Annotated in this window: 11 protein-coding genes; all 11 read right to left on the bottom strand. The window is 46.7% G+C overall.

All coding sequences use genetic code 11. The features are described 5' to 3' along the window. Positions 1–74: 74 nt before the first annotated feature. The 11 genes from CZ379_RS11985 to alaS all read right to left on the bottom strand — a co-directional run bounded on the left by CZ379_RS11985 (position 75) and on the right by alaS (position 12,153). A complete protein-coding gene (locus CZ379_RS11985) occupies positions 75–1,130 on the bottom strand; it encodes an HD-GYP domain-containing protein (protein WP_110931827.1) in 1,056 nt (351 codons plus the stop codon). A 281-nt stretch (positions 1,131–1,411) separates the two neighbouring features. Beyond that, positions 1,412–2,152 carry a Bax inhibitor-1/YccA family protein gene (locus tag CZ379_RS11980; RefSeq protein ID WP_110931826.1) on the bottom strand — a complete coding sequence of 247 codons (741 nt, stop codon included), beginning with the start codon at positions 2,150–2,152 and terminating at the stop codon, positions 1,412–1,414. Between the two features lie 90 nt (positions 2,153–2,242). Beyond that, positions 2,243–4,414, bottom strand: a complete 2,172-nt coding sequence (locus tag CZ379_RS11975) for a methyl-accepting chemotaxis protein (RefSeq protein WP_110934343.1) — start codon at positions 4,412–4,414, stop codon at positions 2,243–2,245. Between the two features lie 238 nt (positions 4,415–4,652). After that, the gene (locus CZ379_RS11970) at positions 4,653–5,987 is read right to left on the bottom strand and encodes a peptidase U32 family protein (protein WP_110931825.1); all 1,335 of its coding nucleotides are present in this window, start codon (positions 5,985–5,987) and stop codon (positions 4,653–4,655) included. Positions 5,988–6,009: 22 nt separating this feature from the next. Next, positions 6,010–6,948, bottom strand: coding sequence for a peptidase U32 family protein (locus tag CZ379_RS11965; protein WP_110931824.1), 939 nt, complete (start codon positions 6,946–6,948; stop codon positions 6,010–6,012). Between the two features lie 15 nt (positions 6,949–6,963). Next, positions 6,964–8,016 (bottom strand): endolytic transglycosylase MltG, encoded by a 1,053-nt coding sequence (mltG, locus tag CZ379_RS11960; RefSeq protein ID WP_110931823.1) that lies wholly within the window; start codon positions 8,014–8,016, stop codon positions 6,964–6,966. Between the two features lie 74 nt (positions 8,017–8,090). Continuing rightward, positions 8,091–8,390, bottom strand: a complete 300-nt coding sequence (locus CZ379_RS11955; protein WP_110931822.1) for a DUF1292 domain-containing protein — start codon at positions 8,388–8,390, stop codon at positions 8,091–8,093. Then, the gene (locus tag CZ379_RS11950) at positions 8,390–8,698 is read right to left on the bottom strand and encodes a DUF1292 domain-containing protein (RefSeq protein WP_110931821.1); all 309 of its coding nucleotides are present in this window, start codon (positions 8,696–8,698) and stop codon (positions 8,390–8,392) included. The genes CZ379_RS11955 and CZ379_RS11950 overlap by 1 nt, the downstream gene beginning before the upstream one ends. A gap of 12 nt (positions 8,699–8,710) precedes the next feature. Next, entirely contained in the window at positions 8,711–9,127 is a 417-nt protein-coding gene (ruvX, locus tag CZ379_RS11945; RefSeq protein ID WP_110931820.1) for a Holliday junction resolvase RuvX, read from the bottom strand. A 9-nt stretch (positions 9,128–9,136) separates the two neighbouring features. Beyond that, positions 9,137–9,397 (bottom strand): IreB family regulatory phosphoprotein, encoded by a 261-nt coding sequence (locus tag CZ379_RS11940; RefSeq protein ID WP_110931819.1) that lies wholly within the window; start codon positions 9,395–9,397, stop codon positions 9,137–9,139. Positions 9,398–9,528: 131 nt separating this feature from the next. Then, positions 9,529–12,153 (bottom strand): alanine--tRNA ligase, encoded by a 2,625-nt coding sequence (gene alaS, locus CZ379_RS11935; protein WP_110931818.1) that lies wholly within the window; start codon positions 12,151–12,153, stop codon positions 9,529–9,531. Between the last annotated feature and the right edge of the window lie 288 nt (positions 12,154–12,441).

The raw sequence follows: 12,441 nt of genomic DNA, 5'->3' as shown, positions 1-12,441 counted from the left end.
AGCACGATAAAATGAGAAAAAGGCAAAAAAAACCTAACTGAAATTTGATTTCAGTCAGGCTTTTTACCATGGGGCTATTCAAAAAAAATCTCTTCAATTTCAATGTCTCGCTCACGTGACAAGTCTCTGAAGAAATCGTCAACTTTAACGAGCGGTTTAAAAATATCTGTTGGATTATTATAGACGATCGTTGCACTTTCCCCATTGCTTAATTGTACTCGCTTGCCTATAAAGTTAGGCAGGAGATTTTGGGTCAGTGCTTGAACAGCTTTCTCATCCAGCTTTCCAAAGCCAAGCTCATACACTTTACGCAGTACGGTTAATAAACTATCCTGAGGCCGTCTGTTAGGCGATGTTGTCATTTCTACATAAACATTAGCTACGGCGACAATTTGCGAATAAGGATGTATTTCGCCTTTTCCAATCCCCATAGGGTACCCGGTACCATCTTCATATTCGTGATGCTGGAGAGCAGCAAGAGCGAGCGTTTTATTATCTTTGATCGATTCACAGATAATTTCGTAGCCATAGTTGGTATGCCGCCTCATTTCCTCCAGTTCCTCGCCCTGCAAATCGCTTTTGTTCTTTATGGATTGGCGCACACGGCTTTTGCCGATATCGTGCAGGTACCCAGCTTTACTAATCTCATGGCACTCCTCTCTGGAGTATCCGAGCCAGGTCGCTATGTAATAAGATAGTAATCCGACTTGCAGTGAATGGTTATAAATATTTACATCATCATTGCTGAGCATATACAACAAAGAGGAAACATTCTTACGTTCATCCAATGCCTCCAAAGTCGGCAGCAACTTTTCGTCAACCATCGACTGATTAAATTTGCCTGTAGTTAGCGCCTCAAGAAAAATAGCCTGGAAACCTTGAATCGTTTTGTCGAAGTTCTCCTGTAATCGTTGGCTAAATCCCTGACTTCCCGCAACCTCTGCAGCCTCGGATACAGCGCTCCCGTCGCGCGGTTCAATATCGACGTAATCGATGCTTTGTCGAATCAATAAAGCAATTTCCTCGGTTTTAATAACCGTTCCTTTAGGTAGAACATGAAGCCCGGCACGATTAAAAGTATCTTCCTTTAATCTATCTCCAGCCCTAAGCTCCATCACATGAGTTCTCAAAGGAAAGACCCTCCCCTCTCATTCATATATTCACAGTCTAAGGCCTAGTTCCCGGTTAATCAGGAATAAAACTCTATATTCTGTAATCCCTATTTATAATATCGAATGCTAATGTCATAAATTAAATAGTTCTAAAGGCCACATCATGAGGTGTTTGTTATACTACTATAGTACACCCACGAAACAGGGACTTTCAGATCATTTCATGCATTTAGTGCTATTTTATATCTAAAAAAGAGGGTGGAGATTATATCTCCACCCTCTAATGCTTAAATTGCGTTCTAGTCTCTACTCGCCAATTTAGCCAAAAGGCGAAGCATCTCAATATAGAGCCATACTAGAGTAACCATCAATCCAAAAGCCCCGTACCATTCCATATACTTCGGAGCACCCTGATTAGCACCGTTCTCAATAAAATCGAAATCCAATACGAGATTCAAAGCCGCCACGATTACGATGACGACGGAAATTCCGATTCCAATCCAGTTGCTTTCATGCAGGTATGGAATAGAGATTCCAAAGAACCCAAGGATGAAGCTCAGCAGATATACTAGCGCTATGCCGCCCGTAGCCGCAAATACGCCAAGCCTGAAGTTTTCCGTCGCTTTAATGATCCTTGTCTTATAAGCAAGCAGCAGAGCGATGAACACGCCCATCGTCAGTAGTGCAGCTTGCAACGTGATTCCATGGTATAAATTTTCGAAATTTGCAGAAATTGCGCCTAGGAACAAACCTTCCAGTACTCCATAAATCGGAACGAGGAATGGAGCTGTCGTTGGCTTGAAGCTAATAATCAGCGCTAAGATGAAGCCGCCTATCGCTCCGCCAATAGCAAGCGGCAACACGTTCTGCCCGTTGAAATACATGGACCATGAAGCAAATGCGCCCCCTAAAAGCACTGCAAGTGTAATAAACACTTTATTTACCGTGCCTTCAATGGTCATTGCGTCCTGTCCGGAATGATATCCGATCTGATCGAATGTTTTGTCATTCAATGTCGGATTTCCACTACGACCTATCAACCTTGAATCACCTCAGATAAGATTTTATTTCAATAGTAACATATACTCCAGTTTTGTCCATATTATAACACCTATATTTTTATCTAGGAGTTACACGGTAAACTTCGACAAGGACTCCTTCAATCCATTCGATACGTTCTCCAGTTTATTGGAAAGATTCACAAGCTGCTCTCCTACAGTCTCCTGCTCGCTACTTAGCGAAGCAACCTCCTCCGAAGTCGCGGATGATTGCTGCGCTACCGCGCTGACGTTGCTCATCGCTTCGGACAATACGGATTGCGATTGGTTCAGTTCATCAATGGATGATGTTACAGAATCCAAATGCTGCACGAAGCCTTCCATTTGCTCTTGCACGGAAACAAAGATTTGGCTTGTTTCTTTCACAGACTTAATCTGATCCTGGAATAACGGACTTGCCTCGGATAGGGCCTGAACAGTCTCATTCATTTCCTTCTGGATATTGTCAGTAATTTCTCCTACCATCGTGATAGATTGACGGGATTGATCAGCAAGCTGACGAATTTCATCCGCTACGACCATAAACCCGCGTCCTGCAGCCCCGGCACGCGCAGCCTCGATCGTTGCATTGAGCGACAGAATGTTCGTTTGCTGCGTAATGTTCTGCATCACATCGAGTACCTTCAATACCGAAGATGTGCTTGATTTCAGCGAATCGACCTTCTCCGTGAGCGCATTAACCATTTCACCCGTGACACTTGTTTTCTGCAATAGCTCATTCAGGTAATCTGTACCCTGTTGACTGGATTTCTCCACTTGGCGAGCGGATGTTTCCATCTCCTTATTCGCTGTGATAACATGATCCATCTGCCTGGAAATATTCTCCGTCAGTTCATTGCCGCGCTCAGCTTCATTAGCCAAACTTGTTGCTCCATTAGCAATTTCCTCAGTAGCGATCGCAATTTCTTTGGCGGAAATCGCCGTTTTATTCGAGGCTTGTGTCAATTCTGTCGCAGTATCCAGCACATCCTGCGCGGAATCGTTCGTTTGCTTAACAAGCTGCGTAATCTGCTCCATCATCACGTTAAAGCTAGCTGTCAGCATACCGATTTCATCCTTGGATTTCTGCTCCATGCGAACATTGAGGTTCCCCTTAGAGCCTTCATCCATCAGTTTCATTAGTTTTACGAGCGGACGAGCTATCATTCTAACCATCCACATTCCGAGCAGAACGGCAATAACAGCAACGACAGCCAGCGAGACAAACGTAGTTACGAGAATTCCCCTGGCATCCTTAGTCAGTTGATCCGTAGGCAGCACGCCCGTAAGCGTCCAGCCTGAATTCTCCTGCGTATTGTAGACGGCAAGCACCGTTCTGCCCTGCGCATCCCTAATACGAGAGCTGCCCTTGGTTTCGCCTTCTTTTTTCTGAATGTTAAATTCAGACTGTTGTCCCTGCTCTCCTTCAACCGAAGAGCCTACAACCATATTATCAGACGTAATCATTTGAACTTTCGAACCATTACCAAGATTGAGCTCCTGCAAATATCCATTCAAAATCTCCAGGTTAATATCTGCCACTAGAATAAAGCGCTTCATGCTGCTGACGCTCTGAACGGATCTAACCAATCTGAAAATTTGCGTTCCTGTTGTATACTCGTTTGATCCTGTAACCCATCTAACCTGCGAAGTATTGGCCATGTCCTCAAACCAAGGCTCATTGCGAATATTGTTGACGAATTCGTTGTCCGCACTCCCAGATGTTACGGGACCAATCAGATCCTCTTCTCCGGGAACCATATACACCGCTACAACGCCTTTGCTTGAGAACGTCATGGAATTCAGACGGTTTCTCATTTGGTTAGAAGTCGTAAAGCGGTCATAGTCAGAGGTAGTTGAGAGCGAGGCGTCCCGAATAGCCTTTTGCATTTCATCGTCTAAGAAAACTTGCTGCAGCGTTTCCTCATACTTTTGGAAAATAATATCTAGCTTCTGTGATGTCTGTACAATGGTTTGCTGGCTTGCTGTTTCAGCATTTTTCTCAATGGTACCCTTCGCCATTTGATAAGATAGCACACCGATCGCAAGTACGAAGAACATAATGGCAATAAAGAAAATAAGAAACAGACGAATACCTACCGACCTGGACGGGTTGATGTCCTTGGGAAGCTGATCGATGACATTGTTGAACTTATCCTTCCAACCTCCACCTGCTTTGTTTTTAGCTTGTCCGGTATCCGTACCTTTCTTTATTTCCTTCTTGTTGTCTTTAGCTTGGTTCTCCTTCTTAGGAACCAATTTCATGTTGATCACCCACCGCTCATAATAATTAATCCACCAAAGTAGGACCCGAGGCCATACTCCGAACCTCATAAATTCTTCCTGTGTTGCTTATTTATATTCGACAAAAACCCACCTTTTCCTTTATTATTATCGGTAAAAATCTCCTATGAGTTTAATGTTCAGCTAAAAAAGTCAAAAAGACAATAAAAAAAGAGTCTTTTGTCCTAGTTGGAAAAAGACTCTTTGCATTCATTTATGTTTATTTTCTTTTTCTCATCATATCGAAATACGCAACGGGCTGATCCACTTTTATTTTTATTCTTTGCAGTGGATGACGAGCCGCATCCAGCTCATTGCCTTCCTCATCCCAAATTGTTCCGACGATTTGCTTGAAGAAGGTTCCGTTCGGGCCAAAGAATTCAACTTCTTGTCCAGGCTTAAAGTGATTGCGCTGCTGGATGACCGCAGTCCCCTCCGCTGCATTATAATCCATCACCAGTCCGGCAAAATCATAAGGCACAGCTTTCTCCTCCGGTTCATAAATATGATCCTCATGATCCGGTGTGTCGTAGAAAAAGCCTGTATTCAGCGGGCGATTTGCCGCCTTGTTGATCTCCTCCAGCCACTCGGGCTTTAATACATAGTTGTCGGGATCGGCCATATACGAATCGATCGCTTGGCGGTAGACATTGACTACGGTAGCCACATAATGAATCGATTTCATTCGTCCTTCGATCTTGAAGCTATCGATTCCCACGTCGATCAGATCTGGAATATGGGCGATCATGCACATATCTTTAGAGCCCATCGTAAATGGATTGTCTTCTTCCTGAAACAGCGGGAGCGGTGAAGTCCCTACTTTAGGCGACTGTACAGACTGCGCCATGGCGAGTGCTTCTTCCGATACCCATACCTCTTCCGCCGAACCGTCCTCGAACAAATCGTATTTCCAACGGCAGGATTGACAGCAACCCCCGCGGTTGGAGTCACGATCCGTGAAGTGGTTGGACAATACGCAGCGCCCGGAATAGGATGAACACATGGCACCATGGATAAAGGATTCAATCTCAATGTCCACATGCTTCTTGATTTCTTGGATTTCCTCCATGCTGGTCTCCCGGCCCAACACAACCCGCGGCAAGCCCTCTTCCTTCCAGAACTTGACCGCCTGCCAATTGACCGTGGATTGCTGGGTGCTCAAATGCACCTCAAGTCCAGGTACGATGCGGCGCGCTGTGTCAATGATGATCGGGTCTGCAGCGATAATTGCCGAAATCCCCACATCGTACAAGTTGCGCAAATATTCTTCGATTCCCTCAATGTCTTCATTATGTGCATATATATTGGTGGCCACAAATACTTTGGCTCCATATTTGTTCGCGAATTCTACGCCTTCGCGCATCTCTTCAAAGCTGAAATTGTCCGCATTCGAACGAAGACCATATTTCTGCCCCCCGATATATACTGCATCCGCCCCATAATGGATCGCAAATTTCAGCTTCTCCAAATTTCCCGCCGGAGCTAGCAGCTCAGGCTTATCTAAGCGATAGCGTTTCCCGATATATTTCGGCTGATGTTTCTGTGCTGTTTGCATCCTCGTTCACCTCTTACTCTGATTAATATACTTGCTCCTTGTAGAAAAAACCGAATGACAGCTCGCGCTCAGGATCTTGAATTTCCCGAATTTCATCCAGCCAATTCTCGTCTAATTCATAATCCTCCGGATTGCTGAAGTAGCTGTCGACCGCTTTACGATAAGCACGTATGACCATCGTATTATAGTTAACATCCTTCAGCAGAGTCTCGATTTTAAAGCTGTGCACGCCAGCAGCCATCAGATGATGTAGATCCTCTAGGATGCAGATATCATCCGAACTCATAATATGTGTTCCATTCGAGTCCTCATAAATCGGGAACTTCTCTCCAGGCCGCTCTGCCTCGACTAAGAACAGCCCCCGTTCTTTGCCCAAATCAGCATCACCAGGCTCGGGAGTCCTACCCTGCTGCGTCAAATAACTGTTCACAAGACGTCGTTTGGAGTGATAAATATTCGTCATTCCATGGATTTGAACCTCTGAGTCAATATTTAGCTTCGGCTGCATCTCCGTTATTTCATCCATATTCAGCTCCCGAGCTAATACGACTCGCGAAGCTCCTTTGCTTCCCCAATAATTCGCCGTGGCATAGTTGGTCGATGTCATCTCAGCATTCCAATGCAGCTTCAAATTTAAATCCATTGATCTTACTACCTGCAGCACCGCCGGATCCCCGAATTGTACGCCATCGACTCCAGCTTGCTCCAATCGCTGTAAATAAAGTGGAAGCTCATCCAATAATTCATTGCTAATGATGTTCGTCACGCTAACATAAACCTTACGATCACGAGCATGAGCCAGCCCCACCGCCTCGGCGATTTCTTCCAGGGTGAAGCTGCCCGGCAGCCTCATTCCATATTTCTCTTCCCCAATTAATGCCGCGTCAGCTCCAGCTTCCAGATAGCTCTCCAGCTCTGTCAAAGAACCGGCAGGGACAAGCAACTCCGGTTTGTTTCCCATTTTCATACACCTCAGTTATTTGGCTGTAGCCTTACTTTTTTTAATATTTTGCAAATGCTCCGCATATGTTTTGGCAAATAAATGCTCGCCAGTTCCATCCTTTTTAGTTACATAGAATAAATAATCGGATGCCTCAGGCTCCAGCGCAGCTTCGATCGATTTCAAGCTGGGCGCTGCGATCGGCCCCGGAGGAAGTCCCTTGTACATGTAAGTATTATAAGGGCTGTCCACGCTTTGTAAATCTTTATATAATAACCGCTCCTTCGGCTTCTCAAGCAAATACTGAACCGTAGCATCGATTTCCAGCTTCATATCTTTCGCAATACGGTTGTAAATGACTCCGGCGACAAGGCTTCGCTCACTGTCCGCGACAACCTCCCGTTCCACCAGCGACGCTACCGTCATCAATTGGTTAAAATCAAGCCCCCGAGCTTTTAGCTTCTGATCAAAATCGGGAATATTCTTAATTCGTTTGTCGGTCTCTTGGAGCATTCTGGAGACGATATCCGCTTCGCTGCTCCCCTTCTCCAGTTCGTAGGTTTCCGGGAATAAATAGCCTTCCAAACGGTAGTTGAACTCTGATGACTCTGGAACGTAGGCAAGAATAGCCTCTTCAATTCCCTTCGACTCTTTAACCAAATTTAGAAATATATCTTTATTCACATAGCCTGCTTCGGCAAGCTTATCGGCCATTTGCTTTACGGTATATCCTTCTGGAATGGTAAAACGTATCATCTCCGCCTTGACTACATCGCCACTATTCAATTTTTGAATGATTTCGTCGTAGGTCGCGCCGGGCTGCATTTCATAAACGCCTGCCTGAAACCGACTGCCTTCTGATTTCAATTTCAAATAGGATTTGAATAGAAAGGAATTTTTGATCAAACCTTGGTCTTCAAGTATATTCGCAATCGTGGTCGTGCCCGTACCTGGCTCAATCGTAAATTTGACAGGCTGCTCCGAACGCTTCATCGGCTGCATCTCCATATATCCATAGGCGGCGAGCCCCCCAGTGCCAATAACCATTAGCAGCAGCAAGGAAATCAACCACTTCCATACCTTCTTCAACCAATCAACTCCTTAACAGCCAAAAAGGGCGGTATCCGCCCTTCTCAGACTTATCTATAAAAATGTGTTTGGTTCTATTCCGGGAACGTCAATTCATCGTACAATTCAGTTACGTTCTCCCATTCGTCATCATCATCGATCGTGACGAGCTCCAGTGCACCGTCCTGTCCGCTGATAATTTTGAATATTTCCGGCTCCGGGTTTGCTGCGCTCTCTGCGCGAAGAACAGCGTAAGAGCCCCCCGCAACATCGAACTCCTTCTCAATCGAATAACAGGAAACATGACCCTGCTCATCTTCAAGCTCAACGACAGTTCCGAATGCATCGAGCACCCGGGAGGTCCACACAACATCTGCTGCGGAGAATTCCGGCATTAATCCTGATCCTCCCCGTCGAACTCGTCGACTAATGTGTTGAACGTTTCCTCCACGATTTCCCATTCCTCGTCACTCTCAATCGTATACAGCTTTAGGTCATCGCCGTCTTCCTCGTAACGAAATGCGTATACCTCTTCGGCCTCTGCATCCTCATCGGAATCCAAAGGAACCACCATCATATACTTCGCATCTGAACCGTCAACCTCGAACTTCATGATGACTTCAAACTCTTCCTCATTGCCCTCGTCGTCAGGGATATAAATAATTTCCGGTTCTTCTTCATTGCCGATACGATCTTTAGACATGTGCGATCACCCTCACTTTTTACTCTTAGAGTCCAAATAGTTTTGTAAAATCAAAACCGCGGCCATTTTATCTACAATTCCTTTACGCTTCTTTCTGCTAACATCTGCATCAATCAGCGTCCGCTCAGCAGAGACGGTGGTCAGCCTCTCATCCCATAGATGAACCGGCACCTCGATCCTGCTTCGCAGCTCCTCTGCAAAGGCCTTGCATATTTCACCACGAGGACCGACTGATCCGTTCATATTCTTCGGCAGGCCAACTACGATTTCCTCTACTTCATGCTGGCTGGCCAGCTCAGCAATTCGATCGATTCCATCGCCTTCCCTTCGGCGTTCAATCACTTCAACACCTTGGGCAGTCCATCCGAAAATATCGCTAATCGCTACGCCGATTCTGCGATCCCCGTAATCTAGACCCATAATCTTCATGCCATTCTCCTAACGGTGACTGGACATATAAAACCTTACCAGTTCTTCAATCAATTCGTCGCGTTCTTTCTTGCGCACCAGGCTTCTCGCATTGTTGTGGCGCGGTATATATGCCGGATCTCCTGACAGTAGGTATCCTACAATCTGGTTGATTGGATTATATTCTTTGTCCTGTAAAGCTCCATATACCGTAAGAAGAATTTCCTGCGCAGACGCCTCCTGCTCATCACCTTTGACATTAAACTTGACGGTTTTATCCATGTAGTCCATGATGACACCTCGCTTCTTAAGACATACGTCTTCTTGATCGCAGTCTGGTTTCCTCTTAGTCTACCCCTACTATATCATATTGTAGGTTCTTTAAGGAAATTTTCGGTTATGCAGCGAATTTTTCAATTACACTACCGCTGCGATGCAATCCATGTTTCGGCAACCTTCAAAGCTTCATCCAGCTTGGAGACATCTTTGCCGCCGGCTTGAGCCATATCCGGTCGGCCTCCTCCGCCCCCGCCGCATACGGCGGCAACTTCCTTAACAAGCTTGCCCGCGTGGATGCCCAGTTTCACCTGCTCCTGCGGTACAGCTACAACAAAGTTCACTTTGTCGTCCATAGCTGCGCCAAGTACAAGGACGGTATCTGGAACCTTAATTTTCAATTCATCCGCCAAGGTTCTTAGCATATCCATACTTCCAGCCTCTACGCGTGCCGCAAGCAGCTTGGTTCCTCCTACCTCGACAATACGGCTCGTCAGCTCGTTGGCTTCGACACGGCTCAGCTTGCTCTGCAGCGATTCGTTCTCGCGCCCAAGCTCCTTCAGCTGATGGTAGAGCGCCTCAATCCGTTTTGGCACCTCATTCACATTCGATTTAAGCAGCGCTGCGGACTGTTTCAGCAGCTCAAGCTGGCTATCCATGTATAAGTAAGCCCCGCGCCCGGTAACCGCCTCGATCCGGCGCACTCCCGAACCGATGCCGCTCTCGCTAATCAGCTTGAACAAGCCAATCTCTGCTGTATTGCTCACATGGCAGCCTCCGCATAGCTCCAGGCTGTATTCGCCAACCTGAACGACGCGGACGATGTCGCCGTACTTTTCGCCGAACAGAGCCATGGCTCCCATAGACTTGGCTTCGTCAATCGGCTTGTGTTCAATGACGACGTCCAGTGCATTCCAGATTTGCTCGTTCACCTTGCGCTCAATCTCAGCAAGCTCCTCGGGGGTAACGCTGCCGAGATGCGAGAAGTCAAAGCGCAAGCGCTGCGGCTCAACCAAAGAGCCAGCTTGATTGACATGCTCTCCCAGCACCTCTTTCAGCGCTTTATGAAGCAGATGCGTAGCCGTATGATTTTTCAGAATCCCGCTGCGCAGCTTCCGATCAACCTGTGCAGTAACAACCGCCCCTACACGCAGTTCACCGGAGTTTACCGTCACTTGATGAACATGCTGTCCGCGAGGCGCTTTAAACAATCCTTCCACATCCGCACTGCCGGATTCGCTCAGTATAGCCCCTTTATCGCTGACCTGGCCGCCGCTTTCTGCATAGAAGGGAGTTGTCTCCAAAATAACTTGTCCGCTCTCTCCCGCGGACAACACGTCGACAAATGTGTCATTCGCTATTATAGCTAGTATGTTAGTTGATGTTTCTAGCTCATTATATCCAACGAACTCCGTTTTAGTCGTAAAATCAGCCAATACCCCGCCTTGCACGGACATGCTCCCGCCTTTATGGCTCGCGGCCCGGCCACGCTCCCGCTGATTCTCCATTTCGGCTTCAAAGCCCTCCCGATCTACGGTCAAGCCTTGCTCTGCTGCAAAATCTTCGGTCAAATCAAGCGGGAAGCCATAAGTATCATACATTTTGAAGGCATCTGTTCCACCGATAACCGTACGCCCTTCCGCCTTGGCCTGCTCGCTGATTTCGGACAAAATGGCAAGCCCATCGCTCAGCGTCTCATGGAATCTCTCTTCCTCTGTGCGAATGACCTTCTCGATAAATTCGCGCTTTGCAACAACATCGCCATAGTAGCTGCCCATAATATCGCCAACCGTTTCAACGAGGTCATACATGAACGGTCTGTCGAGGCCCAGCGTTTTTCCATAGCGGACAGCCCGGCGCAGCAGACGGCGGATAACATATCCACGGCCTTCATTGGACGGCAGCACGCCGTCAGCAACAGCAAAGGCAACCGTACGGATATGGTCGGCAATAACCTTCATGGCTACATCGCTATCTTCGTTTGCCCCATATGGAACGCCGGAGATCTTAGCCGTGTTATCCATGATTGGCATAAACAAATCCGTGTCAAAATTGGAATCCACGTTCTGCAAAATGGAAGCAAACCGCTCCAATCCTGCTCCGGTATCAATATTTTTGTTAGGTAGCGGCGTATAGCTGCCGTCTTTATTATGATTGAATTGCGAGAAGACGAGATTCCACACTTCAAGAAAGCGCTCGTTCTCGCCGCCTGGCGTGCAGTCCGGATCGGACAAATCGCCGTAGGCATCGCCGCGGTCATAGAAAATTTCCGTACAAGGTCCGCATGGCCCTTCGCCGATATCCCAGAAGTTGTCCTCCAGTTTAATGATTCTCTCCGCCGGAATGCCGATTTTCTCATTCCACAGCTTGTAAGCTTCTTCATCCTCAGGATATACCGTTACGGATAAGCGTTCGGGATCGAATCCGATCCACTCTTTGCCCGTAAGAAACTCCCATGCCCAAGTAATGGCTTCTTCTTTAAAATAATCACCGATCGAAAAATTGCCCAGCATCTCAAAAAAGGTATGGTGGCGCCGCGTCTTGCCGACATTCTCAATATCATTCGTACGAATGCATTTCTGAGAGTTCGCAATGCGAGGATTATCCGGCTTCACCCGACCATCGAAGTAAGCCTTTAATGGAGCCATTCCGGCATTAATCCACAATAAAGAAGGGTCGTTATGGGGAACGAGGGACGCGCTTGGCTCAACTTTATGTCCTTTACTGGCGAAAAACTCCAGCCACTTGGAACGAATTTCACTTGATTTCATAAGAGTTCCTCCTAAATAGATCATAATCACGACAGTATTCATAAAAAAATAGAAAAAACGCCCCTGAACATCAGGGACGATTAACTCGCGGTACCACCCTGGTTATCGCTTCTCAGATCCTAATCTAAACAATATCCGAAAGAAACGATCGCCTCGAACGATTCGATAACGGGAATCACCCGGCGAATTTGCTTCGCACTCTGAAATCAGCTTTCCGTCCGGTCAATGATCGGGTTCTTTCAGCCAACGCGCTTCATCGATGCGGCGCTAATGCTTATCCGCAAGCTT

The organism is Paenibacillus bouchesdurhonensis, assembly GCF_900155685.1.
GTDB lineage: Bacteria > Bacillota > Bacilli > Paenibacillales > Paenibacillaceae > Fontibacillus > Fontibacillus bouchesdurhonensis.
The sequence above is the reverse complement of the archived record's forward strand: the minus strand, read 5'-3'. Positions and strand labels throughout refer to the sequence as shown.

What these genes read in the sequence shown, in the direction of transcription:
- CZ379_RS11975 (WP_110934343.1), bottom strand. Translation starts at nt 4,414, where the DNA reads ATGAAATTGGTTCCTAAGAAGGAGAACCAAGCTAAAGACAACAAGAAG.
- CZ379_RS11970 (WP_110931825.1), bottom strand. Translation starts at nt 5,987, where the DNA reads ATGCAAACAGCACAGAAACATCAGCCGAAATATATCGGGAAACGCTAT.
- CZ379_RS11965 (WP_110931824.1), bottom strand. Translation starts at nt 6,948, where the DNA reads ATGGGAAACAAACCGGAGTTGCTTGTCCCTGCCGGTTCTTTGACAGAG.
- CZ379_RS11955 (WP_110931822.1), bottom strand. Translation starts at nt 8,390, where the DNA reads ATGCCGGAATTCTCCGCAGCAGATGTTGTGTGGACCTCCCGGGTGCTC.
- CZ379_RS11950 (WP_110931821.1), bottom strand. Translation starts at nt 8,698, where the DNA reads ATGTCTAAAGATCGTATCGGCAATGAAGAAGAACCGGAAATTATTTAT.
- ruvX (WP_110931820.1), bottom strand. Translation starts at nt 9,127, where the DNA reads ATGAAGATTATGGGTCTAGATTACGGGGATCGCAGAATCGGCGTAGCG.
- CZ379_RS11940 (WP_110931819.1), bottom strand. Translation starts at nt 9,397, where the DNA reads ATGGACTACATGGATAAAACCGTCAAGTTTAATGTCAAAGGTGATGAG.
- alaS (WP_110931818.1), bottom strand. Translation starts at nt 12,153, where the DNA reads ATGAAATCAAGTGAAATTCGTTCCAAGTGGCTGGAGTTTTTCGCCAGT.